At 41.2% G+C, this 18,826-nt stretch carries 15 protein-coding genes and 1 pseudogene; 6 read left to right on the top strand and 10 right to left on the bottom strand.

What is annotated here, in order from left to right:
• Positions 1-214: 214 nt before the first annotated feature.
• Positions 215-346: a hypothetical protein gene (locus V7K53_RS32955; protein ID WP_334838269.1), complete on the bottom strand. Its 132-nt coding sequence runs from the start codon at positions 344-346 to the stop codon at positions 215-217.
• A 48-nt stretch (positions 347-394) separates the two neighbouring features.
• Between V7K53_RS32955 and V7K53_RS32950 the strand changes: the two genes are divergently transcribed.
• Complete coding sequence (locus V7K53_RS32950; protein WP_335201681.1) at positions 395-1,798, top strand: serine hydrolase; 1,404 nt, start codon at positions 395-397, stop codon at positions 1,796-1,798.
• 201 nt (positions 1,799-1,999) lie between these two features.
• Here V7K53_RS32950 and purT read toward each other — a convergent pair whose 3' ends face one another.
• From purT to V7K53_RS32925, 5 genes are all read right to left on the bottom strand, one after another.
• The gene (gene purT / locus V7K53_RS32945; RefSeq protein WP_335201680.1) at positions 2,000-3,163 is read right to left on the bottom strand and encodes a formate-dependent phosphoribosylglycinamide formyltransferase; all 1,164 of its coding nucleotides are present in this window, start codon (positions 3,161-3,163) and stop codon (positions 2,000-2,002) included.
• A gap of 65 nt (positions 3,164-3,228) precedes the next feature.
• Positions 3,229-3,711, bottom strand: a complete 483-nt coding sequence (locus V7K53_RS32940; protein WP_335194384.1) for a pentapeptide repeat-containing protein — start codon at positions 3,709-3,711, stop codon at positions 3,229-3,231.
• A gap of 147 nt (positions 3,712-3,858) precedes the next feature.
• Complete coding sequence (locus V7K53_RS32935; RefSeq protein WP_335201678.1) at positions 3,859-5,634, bottom strand: ABC transporter permease subunit; 1,776 nt, start codon at positions 5,632-5,634, stop codon at positions 3,859-3,861.
• 47 nt (positions 5,635-5,681) lie between these two features.
• The gene (locus tag V7K53_RS32930) at positions 5,682-6,632 is read right to left on the bottom strand and encodes an ABC transporter ATP-binding protein (RefSeq protein WP_335179896.1); all 951 of its coding nucleotides are present in this window, start codon (positions 6,630-6,632) and stop codon (positions 5,682-5,684) included.
• A gap of 385 nt (positions 6,633-7,017) precedes the next feature.
• Positions 7,018-7,872, bottom strand: a complete 855-nt coding sequence (locus V7K53_RS32925) for a mechanosensitive ion channel family protein (RefSeq protein ID WP_322686371.1) — start codon at positions 7,870-7,872, stop codon at positions 7,018-7,020.
• 523 nt (positions 7,873-8,395) lie between these two features.
• Between V7K53_RS32925 and V7K53_RS32920 the strand changes: the two genes are divergently transcribed.
• The gene (locus V7K53_RS32920) at positions 8,396-9,670 is read left to right on the top strand and encodes an APC family permease (RefSeq protein ID WP_335201677.1); all 1,275 of its coding nucleotides are present in this window, start codon (positions 8,396-8,398) and stop codon (positions 9,668-9,670) included.
• A 139-nt stretch (positions 9,671-9,809) separates the two neighbouring features.
• Here V7K53_RS32920 and V7K53_RS32915 read toward each other — a convergent pair whose 3' ends face one another.
• Positions 9,810-11,090: a sensor histidine kinase gene (locus V7K53_RS32915; protein WP_335201676.1), complete on the bottom strand. Its 1,281-nt coding sequence runs from the start codon at positions 11,088-11,090 to the stop codon at positions 9,810-9,812.
• An 85-nt stretch (positions 11,091-11,175) separates the two neighbouring features.
• Positions 11,176-11,856: a two-component system response regulator RppA gene (rppA, locus tag V7K53_RS32910; protein WP_292723872.1), complete on the bottom strand. Its 681-nt coding sequence runs from the start codon at positions 11,854-11,856 to the stop codon at positions 11,176-11,178.
• A 140-nt stretch (positions 11,857-11,996) separates the two neighbouring features.
• On the opposite strand from rppA, the gene V7K53_RS32905 reads away from it, so the two are divergent.
• Complete coding sequence (locus V7K53_RS32905) at positions 11,997-12,383, top strand: hypothetical protein (RefSeq protein ID WP_335201675.1); 387 nt, start codon at positions 11,997-11,999, stop codon at positions 12,381-12,383.
• 19 nt (positions 12,384-12,402) lie between these two features.
• Here V7K53_RS32905 and V7K53_RS32900 read toward each other — a convergent pair whose 3' ends face one another.
• Positions 12,403-13,011, bottom strand: coding sequence for a hypothetical protein (locus tag V7K53_RS32900; RefSeq protein ID WP_335201674.1), 609 nt, complete (start codon positions 13,009-13,011; stop codon positions 12,403-12,405).
• Positions 13,012-13,053: 42 nt separating this feature from the next.
• A pseudogene (locus V7K53_RS34185) lies at positions 13,054-13,203 on the bottom strand (HNH endonuclease); the annotation flags it as partial.
• Positions 13,204-13,923: 720 nt separating this feature from the next.
• Here V7K53_RS34185 and V7K53_RS32895 point away from each other — a divergent pair.
• The 3 genes from V7K53_RS32895 to leuB all read left to right on the top strand — a co-directional run bounded on the left by V7K53_RS32895 (position 13,924) and on the right by leuB (position 18,751).
• Entirely contained in the window at positions 13,924-14,481 is a 558-nt protein-coding gene (locus V7K53_RS32895; RefSeq protein WP_335201673.1) for a hypothetical protein, read from the top strand.
• A gap of 95 nt (positions 14,482-14,576) precedes the next feature.
• Positions 14,577-17,327 carry a cation-translocating P-type ATPase gene (locus V7K53_RS32890; protein ID WP_335201672.1) on the top strand — a complete coding sequence of 917 codons (2,751 nt, stop codon included), beginning with the start codon at positions 14,577-14,579 and terminating at the stop codon, positions 17,325-17,327.
• 335 nt (positions 17,328-17,662) lie between these two features.
• The gene (gene leuB, locus V7K53_RS32885; protein WP_335201670.1) at positions 17,663-18,751 is read left to right on the top strand and encodes a 3-isopropylmalate dehydrogenase; all 1,089 of its coding nucleotides are present in this window, start codon (positions 17,663-17,665) and stop codon (positions 18,749-18,751) included.
• Positions 18,752-18,826: the final 75 nt, after the last annotated feature.

The raw sequence follows: 18,826 nt of genomic DNA, 5'->3' as shown, positions 1-18,826 counted from the left end.
CGATAGTATTTGCTTGGTTAATACTTGATTAAGGAATATTAAATTTGTTAGCAGTGCAGTTACTAAACAGAAATTATGGTGATTTTTTAAAAGTATAGTTGATTCTATATTTTTTAAATATGTCATTATCATGTCAATGTTATGTCAGGATAATACTCATTTTTTATGTGGTATTCCTGTCGAATATCTACTGTGGATTTCGCAATAAAAGCCTTCAGTAAGACAATTGTGGTATTGCGATCGCGCCTGGAGAAACAGTCATCAGGTGCGATACGCAAACAGATGCGTGGATGCGGTAGGTTACGCCACACTGAAAATCGGTTCGTTCGTTACTGTGCCTTTTCACTGCAATTTACAAAATTTTTCATAATTGTGCTTTAATGGTGGGCGGCTTTTGTTCGTTCAAGAATTTTCCTCACACACAACGCGATCGCTGATGCTACTCACACACAAAGAAAACATTGTAAAATTTAGCTGGCTTCTACCCAGTTTCTTAAGCTTGATCCTGTTTGGCTCTACTGTAAAGGCTAATGCTGCGATGCCTACGGCGGGTGTAGCCATCACCAATTGGCATTTTGATAGCAATCGCAATCATCTAGACTTCACCACAGATGAAAATGTTCAACCTAAAGTACAACTACTTACCAACCCTACTCGTCTGGTAATTGATTTACCTGGAGTTACACTAGGATATCCACAGACTAGTCAAAGAGTGGGATTAGTAATTAAAGACATTCGCATCGAGCAATTTAATGCAGAGACTACCCGCATGGTAGTTACTTTAGCACCAGGTTACACCTTTGATTTAGCACAGATGCAACTGCAAGAAGAATCCCCCAATCATTGGTCTGTGCAGTTACCCAAGCCAATACGATTGACTGCAACCCAGCCGCAATATTTAGAGATAACTCCGAGTATTTCTCCAAGAGTGAATGATAATAGCACTCTCTTTGCTGGCGTGATTCCGATGCATTCACCGATGAAAGCGGTGGAACCTCAAATTAAAGCCTTGATGAGTCGCTACAGCTTTCTGAAAACAGGAATGTTTTTTCTGGATTTGGATACTGGGGATTATTTGGATATTGGAGGCGATCGCGTTTTCCCCGCTGCTAGTACAATCAAACTGCCAATACTCATCGCCTTTTTTCAGGATTTAGATGCTGGTAAAGTCACCCTTCAGGAAAACCTGACTATGCGGCGTGACTTAGTTACCAATGGTTCTGGAAGTATGCAATATGAGCGAGTTGGGAAGAAATACACAGCTTTGGAAACCATCACTAAGATGATTACCATTAGTGATAATACCGCCACCAACATGATTATAGATCGCTTAGGTGGAGCGGCGAAACTAAATCAGCGCTTCCGTAACTGGGGACTGAAAGACACAGTAATTCGCCATCTTTTAGCTGATTTGAGAGGAACCAACACCACAAGTTCTCAAGATATGGCACGGGTGCTGGCTTTAGTTGTGAATAACAAACTAGTTTCGCCACAGAGTCGGGAGCAAGCCTTAGATATTCTGCGTCACACCACAATTCACACACTGCTTCCCGCCGGTTTGGGGAAAGGTGCAGTTATCGCCAACAAAACCGGAGATATCGGCTTTCTCATCGGCGATGCGGGATTTGTAACTATGCCCAATGGTAAGCATTACCTGGCGGCTATCTTTGTCACTCGTCCTTATAAGGACACAAGAGGGAGAGACTTTATCCGTCAAGTTTCCCGATTAGTTTACGATTATCTGAATCAGCCGAATCCAGTTGCTGCGGTTAATTCGCCTAATAGTGCTACGAGATAGCGTAATGGGCGGTTAGAAACCGCATCTACACAAACAAAACCCACACTTCTCTACGAGACGCTGCGCGAACGACAAGCTTAGTGACCGCCTCCGTGGGTTAAAAAACCTTAATTTTCTGTTAGTCCGCCTCCGCGGACTTTGCCTGTATAGCCGCGAATTCCATTCGCCCAATGCACAGCTAGCTGTGCGCCCATACGGTAATTAAATAATTGTGATTTTACTTGCGGCTTTATTAGCTTTTTCCCTAGCTTCTTGGATATTTACACCTTTCGCCAAAGCTACGCCCATTCGCCGATATGGATGAGCATTAGGTTTACCAAATAATTTAATATCTACATCTTTTTCTGACAAAGCATCGGCGACACCACCAAAAGCAATAGAATCAGATTTTTCTGAAGCTAAAATTACTGCACTTGCTGATGCTCCTAGCTGTTCAATATGAGGAATTGGCAAGTCTAAAATAGCTCGTAGATGTAGTTCAAATTCATTAAGATTTTGTGAGATTAATGTCACCATTCCCGTATCGTGAGGTCTGGGAGAAAGCTCTGAAAAAATCACTTCATCTTTGGTAATGAAAAATTCAACGCCAAAAATTCCGGCTCCTCCTAAAGCATCAGTAACTTTTATAGCTATTTCTTGGGATTTTAATATTTTATCTTCAGAAATTTCTGCGGGTTGCCACGATTCTTGATAATCGCCTCTTTCTTGGCGATGACCAATGGGAGAACAAAAAATTGTCGGTGCATTCCACTGTTTAATTGTTAGTAAAGTTATCTCAATTTCAAAGTTAATAAATTCTTCTACAATGACCTTTTGACTGTCTCCTCTAGAATTAGCGATCGCATAATTCCAAGCCTTCTCAACTTCACTCTTATTCTGGACTACAGATTGACCTTTCCCTGATGATGACATCACAGGTTTAACAACATTGGGAAAGCCAATTTTATCCGAAACTGCAATCAATTCTTCTAGAGTTGTTGCATAACCATATTTAGCTGTTCTAATGCCCAATTGTTGATGTGCCAGTTCCCGAATTCTATCGCGGTTCATTGTATAGTTAGTAGCAGCCGCAGTCGGAATAACTGTAATCCCTCGCTGTTCAAATTCGATGAGTTTTTCTGTTCGGATTGCTTCAATTTCTGGTATAATAATATCTGGCTGATGTTTTGTCACTACAGCTTCTAAATCATCAGCACTGAGCATAGAAATCACTTCATAAGCATCAGCAACTTGCATCGCTGGAGCATTAGCGTAACGGTCAACAGCAATCACATAATTACCAAGACGTTGAGCCGCGATCGCAAATTCTTTGCCCAGTTCTCCTGAACCCAGCAACATCAATTTTTGGGGCAACTTAATACTCATTAACTTATCCAGGTCAATATCAATTTAATCATCTTATAATTTTTTGCGTTTTTATTACTAACTTCTCAAGAATTAAATATAGCTTTGCGTAGTTCTAAATCTTGACGTTGGAGATGATTTAAACCAATACCTATGCCAAGCTGACACTTATCTACTAGAGCTTCTAACCAAATAGTCTCATTCAGAGTTGCACCTCGTAAATCTGCATTTATCAAGTTGGCTTTCGTAAAATTTACAAATAAGAGGTCTGCATTTACTAAACTACTACCTTGGAGATTTGCTTCTGACAAATTTCCTCGGATGAAGTTGACCCCATCTAAAATTAAACCAGATAAATCTGCTCCCATAAGATTAGGGAATTTTAGCTGACTGGGATATTTAAAAAATCGCATTATACAGATGATATTGGCTTCATTTAGTTGAATTTTAGTTAAAAAGTCATAACGAGCGATGCCAAGTTGCTTAATAATTTGTAGGCGTTGTGGGGGACTTTGTTCTAAAAACTGAATAGCTGTATAGCGTAGGTCTTGAGTAGAGATATTTAACATGATTTTCAGATTGTTGTGATACTTGTATCAATACAAAAAATAACAAATAATAAATAATATAGCAGTCTTACAGCATTCATAAAAAACAAAAACCTCAATTTCTCAAAGAAATTGAGGTTCTAAGTTTATTGATAACTACTTAGCTAGTTATGCTAATAATGCTTTCGTAGCAGATTCGCCTGCTAATCTCACTTGCCTTGTCAACTGCAAGTTTAACCATCCTAGAAAAGTTAACTCAGCGAGGAATGCCATAAAAATTGTTGTCGTACCAGAGCCTTGGATACCAGCCCAAGGAAAAGTTGAAAACAGCCATACAGTAGACATCACAGTAGACACCTGTGATGTGATACCGATAAATTCTAAAATTATCGGTGGTAGAAACACTGCTGCACCTATAATCCGAATTGCCCAGAAAGAACGTTTGGGAGTTTTCAGCAAAAGTATTAATTGGGCGATGGTAGCGTAAATCATGATTACGCTGATAGACAAAGCTATAGCTAAAAGTACTTTAAACCTGTCAACATCGTTACCCAGCCAAGTTTGGCCATTGTTGGTATCAAAAATAGATGTAAATGAAATCCAGACTAGCCAGGGGATAGTAACAATTGTAAGATTAATTGCGATCGCCACAAGTGCAGGGCTTTTTTCAGCCCAAATTAGATCCTGCCAAATACTCTTGTGGCTAGAAACTCCCTGATGTCGATATCTTGCCCAATCTTGTACATCTTGACGGTGAGGGGAAAGAACTGCAATTAAACTTAAAATCAACACTAAGTTGTACGATGCTAGCAAAATGTAATTTTCCCCAACTTGTCGATCTAATGTGTAACTATTTTCACCAATTTGTAGAGTAAAACCCCAGATCATCAACTGGCAAAACGCTACTAACAAATAACTTTGCTTCTTGCTAATTATTGAGGCTTGAGGATTACGGAAGCAACGTTTAAGAATTTGCAAAATTCCGTAACTGCACAATCCCAAATTGAATAAATGAAAGCCAACAACACTAAGAATATTTCTACCTAATGGGAAATAGAAAAACTGCAATTTTTTAATATCCGAACCATTGGATAGATTAAATAAGTTAGGAAATAAATAATTAGTTGTATCCCAAGGATTAAAAAGTCTAAACCAAGCAGTTGAATTATTTAAACTATTGTTATAAGACGATGCGAGTAACATCGTTATGAACAAAAACATAAAAATTACACCACTAACTAATAAACCTAACAAAGGCTGAGAACCACTAAACGAACGACTAAATAAGCTAAGTAGTAGTGCAGCGCTGTAGAAGAAAATACAACTAGCAGCAAGAATTGCGTAGTAACCCAAAATGTAACTAAAAGCAATTTTGGCAGAAAGCCCAGCCCATAAATGTAAAGGAACTGCTACTAAAATCATGAGATAAATTAAACTTGGAACTCCTAGCAACTTGCCAGTCAATATACTTGTTTCTGATTGGGGACTAAGACGGATAAAGTTGAGTGTGCCGCGAGTTTCTTCTTTAGCGAAATCATTGATTAGCAAATAAGTTCCTGCAACTAGTAGTGTAAATAGAAAAATTACACTAAATGTTAAGAATATATATTCCCAATGATCTCGCCACCACAACTGCCAATCAATTTGGTTTTGGGGACAAAAGTTTTTTGAGAAGAAATAATTTAATTCATCAATTTTAGATTGATTTGATTCCTTGAAAGCCTGTGTTTGTTGCGGCTCATATATTTGACGTAAACGACAGTATGTACCAGTTAAGGAGTATTCATTATTAGGAAGGTTACTTAACTGATATAAGAGAACTACCAGTTGCAATAGTAAAGATGTCACAACAGCGATCGCTACATTAACAAATTTAAATTGTCCTTTGAGTTCGCGGAATAATTGCGGATTCCAATCGCCGATTTTGTCTATTAAGTTGAGCATAGTATGACAAACTTCTCCAAAAATAGTGAGTGAGATTTATTGATGAATCAAGATGCTTGTTTGTGACCTAATTTTAAGAAAATACTTTCTAAGTCTTCTTGCGTGCAGTGAAAATCAGTTAGAGGAATGCCCGCTTTAATTAGCGATCGCAATAACTCGGCACTATCTTCATCTTTGCCGGAAAAATTCACCCGCACACTGTTTTTTCCTGATATAACCTCCCATTCTTCTACTAAAGGATGATGTTTAAGTTCGTTTAAAAGTGTCTCTAAGTTTCCCAAAGTTGATAACACAATTTGCTGATGGGCTAGACGTTGATAAAGTTGCTGTAGGGAAGTACTTTCTACTAAGAAGCCAAGTTCCATAATTCCTACAGAAGTACAAATTTCCGCTAGATCGCTGAGAACGTGGGAGGAAATGATGACAGTCATTCCAGCTTCTTGCAAAGCCTTAATAATTTCACGAAAGTGCATCCTCGCAATAGGGTCAAGCCCAGAAACAGGCTCATCGAGTAATAGTAAAATTGGTTCGTGGATAATGGTTCGCGCTAAACTTAAACGCTGTTTCATTCCCCTCGACAGAGTAGAAATCTGACTATTGCGTTTATTACCAAGTTGAATAAGTTCTAAAACTTCATGTAAGCGTTTAGTGCGGCGCGGTTCTCGCAAACGATATAAACGTGCAAAGTAATCTAAGTAATCCCAGACTGTCAAATCCTCATATAGTGGGTAGTCATCGGGTAAATAGCCAAGATGACGCTTAAGTTTGAGGTTACTGTTGTCACGGATGAGGCGATCGCCATTAATATAAATCTCACCCGTAGTTGCTTCCTCAGCAGTCGCCAACATACGGATGAGAGTTGTTTTACCCGCACCATTCGGCCCAATCAGTCCATATACTTCCCCCGCCTGGATTTCTAAATCAACATCATTGACAGCAACATGCCGATCAAATTGCTTAGTGAGTCCACGGGTACAAATTGTTAATTCTTTTACCATCGCTGCTAAGGTGCGGCTTGTGATTAACCGCTAACCTAACTTTTTTTACAGCTTTTGTCAGGATGGTTTCCAAAATTGAAACTAGCTTTATTTAAAGCTGCTTTGAGTTCTGGGCATTATTTAGCCTATTTTCACTAAAGTTTTAAATAATACCAACTATTAATTTTTGCTAAGGGGAATACTAAAGTTAGAAATCTCTAGTACTAATATTGCAAACCTGATGATATTAGAGTCAACCGCTTGCTCAGTAGGCAATGGTATTTTCACTGGAATAGGTCATAAACTTAGCAAAAGTAGGTAAGACATACGCCCTACCTACTTATTAATTCTGATTCTGCTATTTATGAAATATTTGCAAATTAAGCCTTGACTTTTTTCTTTAGTGTCAAGTTATTTCTGATAGTGGTGGGATGACGTTATTAACCCCATTACCAGATGAGCCGCTAATTGCATAACGGTATTCGGGAACTGGATATCCAGCCTCACCAAAGGTTTCACGGATAGCTTTATTAGTGTCGAAGTAAACTTGCCAATAGTGATCGTTATTGCAATAAGGACGTACTGCTAGTACAGGCCCTGCAAAGTTGAAATTCTGAATTTCCACATCCGGTGCTGGATTTTGGAGAACATTAGGAATTTGGCTAATTTTCGCTTTCAAAAGTGCGATCGCTTCGTTGTGTTTCACATCATGATGGAGTTGAGCCACCAGATCGACCCGACGGTAAGGGTTAGCAGAATAATTCTGGATGTTATCAGCAAAGATTTTATTATTGGCGACAATTGTCAACACGTTATCAGGCGTATTTATATTAGTTGTGAACAGTCCAATTTCTGTAACAGTGCCTGTCACGCCTGCGGTGGTAATGAAATCACCAACTTTGAAAGGTCGAAAAACAATTAAAAATGCTCCGGCTGCAAAGTTGGCTAGTAAACCCCCCCATGCTGCACCAATTGCAATGCCTGCTCCTGCTAGCAATGCAGCAAAGGAAGTTGTTTCAACCCCAAAGAAGCCGAGAATTGCCACAACTAGAATAATTCTCAGTGTGACACCAATGATATTCAGAAGATAGTTAATGAGTGTTGGATCGACGTGTTGACCTCGGAAAGCACGTCGTACTAGCTTCAATCCAAAATCAATCAAGCGTTGAGCAATCAGCCACAGTGCGATCGCACCTAAAATTTTCAACCCAAACTGAGTTAAAAGTTGGCTAGCAACTAAGCTAATTTGTCTAAAATCCATAATTTTTGTCTGTGAATATTAAATACAATAAACATACAAGAAATTAAATCAAAATGATATATCAATACTTTTTTTTAATTTTTGCTGTAATGTGCAGCAGATAGGAAACTGTTCTCGGAGGATGTCTGAACAGTTTTGGGCAAATATAAATAAATGTTTTCTTGCGGGATTATCTACTTTTTGGCTTGTTGCTGTTTTTTTACTCCTTAATTCAAGTAAAGATGTCATAGATACTGGGATTTTCCAAGATTTAATCCTTGTCTGGCGTATCAATCTTTGCTCCCTATCTCAAATTTCTGCATAAATCGCGCTATGCCAGCAGGGCCAAGTTCGTTAGTCAAGGCTTTTATAGCGCTTCCTATGTTGGTGAAGTATAGCTAGACTTCATATATAAACCCTTTTAACTTTGAGGATGTGCCTCATTCGATCGAGAACCGCTATATTCCCAACCGCCTAATCTCAGCTTGATTATGTGCGTGTTGGTCAACGACTATGAGACTATCTATTCCTAAATAGGTTACAGGTGTCAAGTAAAAAAATCGGTTTTTGGTCTGTGTGGGCATTGGGTGTAGGCGGCATTGTTGGTGGACTTTTTCCAGCACTGGGAGTTGTAATTCAAATAGCTGATGTAGGCGCACCACTAGCATTTGCGATCGCCGGGACAATAGCTTTGATAACTACTTATGCTTATGCAAAGCTTTCGGTAGCTCATCCATGTCGAGGCGGGACAGTAACCTTTTTAAATCAGGCTTTTGGTTCAGGGCTGTTTAGTGGGACACTGAATCTTCTACTATGGTTTAGCTATGTAGTGATGCTTTCCTTTTACTTGCAGGCTTTTGGTAGTTATGGAGTTAGCCTGTTTACATCTACTCAACCTATTTGGAAGCATTTACTGATTAGCTTGGCAATTTTAGCGACAACTGGATTAAATCTACTAACTGCCAATCATATTGGTAAATCTCAAATCTGGATTGTCAGCTTCAAACTGGGAATTTTGATCCTGTTCATTACTATGGGAAGTAGTCATATCGACATTTCCCGTCTAGAACCAGTCTCAGTATCGTCGCTACAGTCAATTTTCGCAGGAGCAATGGTAATCTTCTTGTCTTATGAAGGCTTTGAGCTAATCGCCAATGCAGCAGAGGATCTTGTCAATCCCAAGCATACTTTGCCACGAGTTTATTACTCTGTAATCGGGTTCGTTATTTTGCTTTACGTTTTAATAGCACTGGTTACATTAGGAGCAGAACCAATAGAACAGATTTTGGCAGCAAAAGACTATGCTTTGGCTGAAGTTGCCAAACCAATTATGGGGCAATTTGGATCTGTTTTGATCGCTATTGCTGCTCTTTTCTCAACTATCTCGGCTAGTAACGCCACACTCTATGGTTCAGATCGTTTTAGCACTGTTATTGCTAAATCTAGGGGGTTTGGATCTGGCAGCCAAATGAATGGCATAGATCAATCTTCAATTGGCTTATTTATTACTAGTGGTATCACTCTCATCATCGCCAATTTTTTTGATATAAGTCGGATCTCAACGATGGGTAGTGCTGGGTTTCTCCTAATATTTGCTGCGGTTAATTTAGCTAATGCTCGTATGCATCGATATACGCAAAGCAAGCAATGGATTTCAATTCTAGGTACTGGAATATGTTTGGTGGCACTAGGGATGTTAATTTGGTTTGCTTTGCAAACATATCCACAAACTGTCTGGGTTTTAGTGTTGATGGTAGGAGTAGCTATATGCATCGAAGTAATCTACTACCTGTCAAAAAACCGACAGCTACACCTTTGAAGAAGCTTTGCTCAACTTTAGGATGTATTTGTAATAGTCTACCTTTGGATTAATTTAACTTGAATTCGCTAACAGTGCTTTCTCTGTTAGCGGATCGTTTGCTTTAGATTTTCATTATGAATCATTTCTTAAAGGTGATTTAAGAATGGCTCATAAATGGTAACTTTATCTGGAAAGTTGAGCCTTTACCCTCATTGCTCATCACATGAATGTTACCGCCGTGAGCCTGGACAATTTGTTGAGCGATCGCTAATCCTAACCCAAATCCGCCGCTTTCTCTGGCACGTTCTGTATCAACTCGGTAAAAGCGATCGAAAATGTAAGGTAAATCTGCCTCTGGAATTCCAATTCCAGTATCAATAACCTGAATTACTGCCCGATCTGGGTGAGGTTCTAAGCGTAACCAGACAGTTCCACCAGATGGAGTGTAATTACAAGCGTTATTGAGCAAGTTTTCCACAGCTAACCGCAGCAAATCGGGGTCAGCCCACAACTCAATGAGTTGTTCTGGTAAATGGCTAATCAACTCGATCGACGCTTTTGCAGCAACAGTATGGTAATAAATAGCTAAATTCTCTAGCAAGCTATTAAGATTAACCTTTTTGAGAGATTCGGGAGTTAATTTTCCCTGATGCCGAGCCAACAGCAATAGGTTATTGACCAAAGTACTCATCGACTTGGCGCTATCGATGATGTTCTCCACTGAAGGATGGATTTGGGGATGGTCTGCTGCCATTAGTAACCCAACTTGGGCATTGGTTAAAATCGCAGAAAGGGGCGATCGCAACTCATGAGAAGCATCTGAAGTGAAGCGTTGTAGTTGATTATAGGCTTGCTGAACTGGTTGCATAGCTATGCCGCCAAGTACCCAACCTGTAAGTCCAATTAACCCCAGCGCTACAGGTACAGCCAACGTCAACATTAACTGAAATTGTTTGAGATCGTTTTGAGTTTCTGTCAGTGGGATAGCAACTTGCAGATAACCGATGACCGAATTTCCTCCTTGAACAGGTAGCGTGACTTGACGCAGCCAAAGCGTCTCACCTGTAAACTGGTCAACGGACTTAATCGTGAGAAACTCAGATGCTATTTCTAATTTTTCTGGAGGTGGAGTACCAAAAAACCGCTTGAGTTTGCCATACGGGTCATACCAGCGAACATAGACCAGTTCAATATCAGCAGGGTGAGAACCACTACCTAATAGCGGTATATTGCTCAGATCGACTTCTTTTTGTCCTCGATCCAGCCGATACTGCGAACTGGCTGCCATTAGCTCTGCTCTTTTATAAAGCAGTTGATCTAATGCTTTGAGCTTGTCTTTTACCTCAAGATTGTAAATGACTCCAGCAAAGAGAATCAGAATGCACCCCATTGAAAGGGTAAACCAACGAGCTAAATTACGACGACTGCGGTTAAACACAAATAGAAGAATTCAGAAGTCAGAATTCAAGATGTAATTAAATCGGATTAGCATTCTACTTGATTGTAGACTCTGAAATTAAATCTCAAGATGGTTCTGGAGGGTTGAGGCGATAGCCCATACCGTAAACAGTTTCAATCCAATCGGCTGCTGCTAATGTTTGCAAACGTTGACGAAGTTTACGAACTAGAACGGTGATTGCATTGCTTTCTGGTTCACTACCCCACTCCCATACAGCTTGCTCAATCTGGTTGCGAGTCAGGACTTGCTTAGGATGACGCATGAAGTACTCTAGCAACTGAAATTCTTGGCTGGAAAGGGATACGATCGCTCCTTGTCGCTCCAAAATTAGTCTATCAAGATGAAGTTCGAGGTCTGCCAAGCAGAGGGTGTCTCCTTGCCAGAGGGGCGATCGCCTCCTCAATGCCCGCACCCGTGCCATGAACTCCACGATATCAATCGGTTTGACGAGGTAATCATCAGCTCCGGCATCTAATCCTATGACTTTATCGGGTGTGGTATCTTTTGCCGTAATCATTAATACCGGAGCTGTTTTTCCCGCCGCCCGATACTGTTGACACAAACTCACTCCACTAATCCGAGGTAACATCCAATCTAAAATCAGCAGATCGTATTCTTTTTCAGCCAAAAGCCATTGAGCAGTTTCACCATCCTTGACACCATCGACGCTGTGTCCCGCCTGAGAGAGAACCATTTGCAGCGGCATTAATTGCTTTGGATCGTCCTCTACCAGTAAGATTTTCATCACCTTTATACACTTGTGCTTGTTTAGAATAATCTATTGAAGCAATTTCAACGTCTTTCATCAGTAAGATTTCAGAGGATTGTCTACCCCATTACGATATACATGAAGTGTGACCTAGCAAAATCAGAAGCAGGTGTAGTGTGTGGCGTATTAGTAAACGTTGGCTGCAAGGGCTGGGATTAGAGTTTTGGTTGCCTCTACCACTAGTAGCGGTTGTGTTTTGGCTTGGCTGTAATTTCCTAGCTGCTCAAGAGTTAAGCCGACCCTACTCTACAGAGAAAAAACTTCAGTCAGATACTCAACTTGAAGCACGGGTATCAGTCAATGTATTCCTCATTAACGCCGCTGTCAATCAAACTAAAAGAATTACCCAGGTAGAAGTGGAAACAGCAGACCCTATCTTAAAGCGACTGGAATTAGAACTTCCAACTATAGAATTCAGGCAAATAGAAGCGACAATTGCCCAAGAACTAGGTCTACCCCGTGAAGATGTTAGAAAGTTAGTACGCTATGAGGTTGTGGAATAACATCGATCAAACAAGGCAATTATAATTGAGCGTTCCTATTAACATAAAGTGGACTACGAGCATTATGATTTCGCAACCATTCGTGATAACCATCGATTTCTCGCCCACCCAGATTTAGTACATATTCAACTCCAAATAAAGCAACAACAATGTAGAACTCAAAGGACTCAGTAACTAAAATATCGTATTCATGCAACACCTCAAATACTTCACCTTGTTCAGTAAATAGGAAATCTGGCGAATAAAGTGAACGACAGGAATATTGCCAGACTCTTCCGGGTGTACCAATCCGCACGTATGAACGCAAATCGTCTAATTCTGGTTTATCTACAACCTCATCTAGCCCACCTTCAACTTTAATAAGGCGAGATGCTAATACTTCAAGTCCAACCTTTGCTATGAATCGCGAAATAACGTAATCGTTTGGTGGAGAAACAATAGGAATTATAAGCGTTCCATTTTTCTGTTCTGTTAAAGCTTGAATCCACCGAGATTCATCTTCGCCCGGAGCAGCACCTATACTAATTCCATCTTCATCCGATCGCTTCATTAACTCAATCAGTGTGCGGGACTGAAGATGGATACCACCAATCATAGGAATTTTGTTTTCTTTGCTTGGAACAGACATTTTAAAACGCTGTTCCTTGAAATAAGGCGAATCTAGTAAAGGCTTTTCCACTTTGCGTCCAATGTAATTATTACATTTATCACATACAACTCCAGGTGGAAGTGTATGTTCCTTATTGCCAAATGACTCAGGAATGATATGTTCTCTTGAGATAGATGAAGAGGAATTACACTTACAAAAAATACAACGCATAAATATTATTGTCTAATCAAAAACTTAACTTGCGGTGCAGCTTAACCTGATACCGTCCTAACAAATAATCTTGCAATTACATCCTCACCAGTAACTTAAGCGACCTAACTATTATACGGTAATTTTCTGGATATCCACTTTAGTAAGTGAGGATAAATCAAGGTTGTTGGCGTTCGTTTTCATAATAAAATGAATGCGTGCATTACTCATTTTAGTAGGCAATATGCCTATTTACTTGCGGAAAACACTAAGATTAATGCGCGATGTACTCAAATGAGAAAGCAATAAGTCTTTTTGCTTGCTGAATCTACCGAAATTAGAAAGCAATCAAGCATATTGAGAAAGCAATAAGCCTTTTTACTTGCTGAATCTAGTGAAATTAGAAAGCAATCAAGCATATTGAGAAAGCAATAAGCCTTTTTGCTTTTCTTTCTGCCTTCTGGAAACAGTGGGGTTTTGGGGTTTCCCTAAATGGAGCAACTGCTGTCCTCCTGCCTTCTGTAATCACTTTTTGTTCACATTTATCAGCAATCCTAAAACAGAAGAGTATTGAGCTAAATATATACCTTGTGCCAAATGCAATAAATTTTACTGCTGTTGTCTACGGCAACCGTTCTAGCTACACAGTTTATGCTCACACTGCAAACTTATAGTTTTTTCCTATTTGGAGATTAATAAAGCTTCGTTTTAAACTTACTGATTTTTATAGGAGATGTTGTGATGAATTTCAGTGCAGTTAAAAATGCGATTGGCATCATTTCTACCCGTCAGGCTGTAACACAGGTGCTTGATGAACTCAGAGCGATTGACTTTCCCATGCAAAAAATTTCTGTGTTTACTTTAGACTCTGAAGACGAAAAATTGCACAAGGATATTAATGCCGATAAACATCCTATAACTCCTATTGAAGGTGCTAAAGCAGGTGCAATTACAGGAGGAACAGCTGGAGGCTTCCTGGCACTAACAGCCGGACTTGGCGTATTAGTTATTCCCGGTTTTGGGCCGGCATTAGCGGTTGAATCTGTGGTGAGTACACTGCTGGCGGGTGGAGCGAGTGCGATTTTTGGCAGTGTTTATGGCGCATTTCAAGGTTGGTTTGCTCCTGAAAGGCAAGCTAGACTCTGTGAGCCAGCCACCTGCCAAGAAAAATTTTTGGTGAAGGTAGAAGGAACAGCAGATGAAATCTGGCAAGCAGAATCTATTCTCCGTTACTGGGGTGTGCGAGAGTGGCATGTTTATGAACTTAGCAAAAGATTATCGCTAGTAACACAAATTTGAAAAAAAGGTAGAGATTCAAACAGAGAAATCGATATTAAATCTGATGAGTCTTAATTACGAATTAGTTTAAAGGTTACTTTTATTTGGAGACTGAGATGACAGCAAATACGATCGCTACAAATACTTTTTCTGAGACAACAAAAGATTTACTCAACTATGAATGGCATACTCTGGGTGAACAAAAGGTTGTGCAAACGTTAGCCAGCCATTCCGAAGCAGGTTTGACCCATAAAGAAGCTACCAAACGACACCAGCAGATGGGTGCAAATCAACTGACTGGTAAAAGTGGAAAAAGTCCTTGGCTACGATTTTTAGAGCAATTTAATCAACCACTACTATATATTTTGTTGACGGCGGGACTGGTGACGCTGCTGCTCAAAGATTGGATAGATGCGGGAGTAATTTTTGGTGTCACCCTAATTAATGTCATTATTGGCTACATTCAAGAATCGAAAGCAGAAGGTGCGATCGTTGCTTTATCCAAAGCTGTCACTACCGAAGCAACTTTGATTCGCGATGGTCAAAAAACCCGTCTGGCTTCGACTGAACTTGTTCTGGGTGATTTGGTATTGCTGGCATCTGGGGATAAAGTACCCGCCGATCTGCGGTTATTAAGTGTGCGTGGGTTGCAAGTTGACGAGTCTGCCTTAACAGGCGAATCCGTTCCGGTGGAGAAAGCAACAGCATCGCTGGCTGTGGAAACACCATTAGCCGAACGCAGCAATATGGTGTATGCCGGAAGTTTCGTTAGTTTTGGACAGGCAGAAGGGATTGTAGTCGCGATCGCAGATGCCACTGAAACCGGTCGGATCTCCCAGTTAATTGAAAGCAGCACAAATCTGAAAACACCACTGACGCGAAATATTGACAAGTTTAGCAAAAGCTTGTTGTATGTCATTTTAGCTTTGGCTGCCCTGACATTTGCAGTCGGATTAGGACAAGGCGAATCTTGGATTGATGTTTTCAAAGCGAGTGTGGCTCTGATAGTCAGCGCGATTCCCGAAGGATTACCTGCGATTGTTACTGTCACTTTAGCGATCGGAGTTTCCCGGATGGCACGACGTAAGGCGATTATTCGCAAGTTACCTGCTGTGGAAACCTTGGGAAGTACCACTGTTATTTGCTCTGACAAAACTGGGACATTAACTGAGAATCAGATGACGGTTCAAAAGATTTATGCGGGTGGACAACATTACACCGTTAGCGGTATTGGTTATGCTCCAGACGGTGAAATCCTGATCGATCGACAACCTGTTGATTTCAATACAGATGGACATATTGCTCTTTGGGAATCCCTGGAAGCAGGATTGCTCTGCAATGATTCTCATATCGAATGGGGAGATGGACAGTGGGATTTAGTAGGAACCCCAACCGAGGGAGCATTGATTACGGCTGCCAATAAAGTGGGATTGACGCAAGCCAATCTAGAACAAGAATTACCTAGAATAGATACCATTCCCTTTGAGTCTCAATTCCAATACATGGCGACTTTGCATGAATTGGATGCAAAGCGATCGCTCAATATCATTTATCTCAAAGGTTCTGTAGAGGCAATTCTCCAACGATGCGATCGCCTGCTCGATGCTCAAGGAAAACTCGCTCGTCTCAATCCTGCCGCAGTGGAACAGGAAGTTGCTGATATGGCAAACCAAGGGTTACGAGTGCTAGCTTTTGCCAGCAAAGAAGTTGCCACTAAACGCTCTTTAAATCGCCATGATATCGATCGAGGACTGGTGTTTCTGGGACTTCAGGGCATAATCGATCCGCCTCGTGAGGAAGCGATCGCCGCAGTCAAAGCTTGTCAATCTGCGGGGATTCAGGTGAAGATGATCACTGGGGATCATGCGCTCACAGCAGCTGCGATCGCCCGCCAAATGGGAATTTGCTCGACTGAAGAACAGGTGTTCACCGGACAGCAATTAGCTCAGATGGATGAAAAAGAATTCGCCCAAGCGGCTGAACAAGGTATGGTATTTGCGCGAGTTGCTCCAGAACAAAAATTGCATCTGGTGAAAGCGTTGCAGTCTCAGGGTGAAATTGTTGCCATGACTGGAGATGGTGTCAACGATGCTCCCGCTCTCAAACAGGGAGATATTGGTGTAGCGATGGGCATAGCCGGGGCAGAGGTTGCCAAAGAATCGGCGGATATGCTGCTAACTGACGATAATTTCGCTTCAATAGAAGCTGCTGTGGAGGAAGGGCGTGGTGTTTACCGCAACTTGCGAAAAGCGATCGCCTTCTTGCTACCGATTAACGTTGGCGAATCCATGACAATTTTGATTGCCATTCTCCTAGCCACCGTCCTTCCCATCTTACCAATCCAAATTCTCTGGCTCAACATGGTCAGTTCAGTAGGGTTGATTGTTCCCCTCGCCTTTGAGCCAAAATCTGGACAGGTGATGCAGCAACCACCACGCAACCCTAGAGAAAAGCTTTTATCAGGTAGTTTACTTAAGCGCATATTAGCGATTTCTGTTTTCAATTGGGTGGTAATTTTTGGCGTGTTTCAATGGATACTTCAAACTACAAGCAATGAAGCCTTAGCTCGCACAATGGCGATTAATGGATTGGTGGCAGCAGAAGTCTTTTATCTGTTAAGCATTACCCAGTTTTTACCATCTCTAGTTGTGAGAATCCAAGGTAAACGCACACCCGTAGCTTATGCACCTGCGATCGGAATTGTAGTTGTGGTGATTTTACAATGTCTGTTCAGTCAGTGGAGCATGATGAATCAAGTGTTTGACACCACACCTTTAACATTTATCCAAGCTCTCATTTGCATGGGTGTAGGTTTGCCAGTGGTGTTTATAGCTCTCATCTTGCAGCGTTTCGATCCGCTCAACTAGGGATATAGGAGCGTGATAAGACTTCTTGCAAAAGTAGGGAAAAGGGTAAGGGGGAAAGGGGAAAGGAATAATAAAAAACATGAGTCCCTTTAACCTTTTCCCGCCTCTTGCAAAAATTACTTTTGCAAGAGACTTCATGAGCTGCGCTCACAAAGAACAATGAAAATGTCTTTTCCTCCTGCCTCCTGCCTTATTTTCAAGGCAGGTCTATAGTAGTTTCATCCAATGCCAGATGATTACATTAGAGCTACACCCAAATAAATTAAAAACTCCATCAGTACATTTTGCTAGGTATGATATTTGATCTGAAAGCATTTACCTAGTAATAACCAGCTATGACCCAGAACTACCGCATTACTCTACTCCCCGGCGACGGCATTGGCCCTGAAATTATGGCAGTGGCGGTAGATGTGCTGAAAGTCGTAGGGAAGCAATTCGATCTGAAGTTTGAGTTCCAAGAAGCCCTCATCGGTGGTGCAGCAATTGATGCCACAGGGGAACCTCTACCATCTGCCACTCTAGAGGCTTGCCGTAACAGTGATGCTGTATTACTCGCTGCCATTGGTGGTTATAAGTGGGATTCTTTGCCATCCAATTTACGCCCAGAAGCAGGTTTGTTAGGGCTACGTGCAGGTTTAGGATTATTTGCCAATTTGCGCCCAGCGAAAATTTTGCCCCAGCTAATCGACGCCTCAACTTTGAAGCGCGAAATTGTCGAAGGCGTGGATATTATGGTGGTGCGCGAACTCACTGGTGGGATTTACTTTGGTAAACCTAAAGGGATTTTTGCTACAGAAACCGGTGAGAAACGTGGTGTAAATACAATGGTTTACACTGAATCGGAAATTGAACGTATTGGGCGGGTAGCTTTTGAGGCGGCAAAAAAACGCGGTGGAAAACTTTGTTCGGTGGATAAGGCGAACGTATTAGAGGTATCTCAGTTGTGGCGCGATCGCATCACCCAACTTTCTGCCGAATATCCAGATATCGAACTTTCTCATTTATATGTAGATAATGCTGCTATGCAGTTGGTACGCGCTCCCAAGCAGTTCGACACCATCGTGACAGGCAATTTGTTTGGCGATATTCTTTCTGATGCTGCCGCCATGCTCACAGGTAGTATTGGGATGTTACCCTCGGCTAGTTTGGGCGCTTCTGGGCCTGGTGTGTTTGAACCAGTTCATGGTTCTGCCCCAGATATTGCTGGACAGGATAAGGCAAATCCTCTAGCACAGGTTTTGAGTGTGGCGATGATGTTACGTTACGCTTTAGACCAACCAGAAGCGGCAGATCGGATCGAACAAGGTGTATTGCAAGTTTTAGAGCAGGGCGATCGCACAGGGGATATAATTTCTCCAGGAAAAAATCTCCTTGGTTGCCGTGCTATGGGAGACTCACTCATCAAAGCGATCGAACAAAAATAATTTTGTATAGCAACTTGGGCAATTTGGCAACCTTTGCTATAAGTTTCGGGTAGACTAAAGGGAAATCTAGCAATC

The sequence above is a fragment of the Nostoc sp. genome (assembly GCF_036917355.1).
Classification (GTDB): domain Bacteria; phylum Cyanobacteriota; class Cyanobacteriia; order Cyanobacteriales; family Nostocaceae; genus Nostoc.
This window is presented reverse-complemented; position numbering and strand designations above follow the sequence as displayed.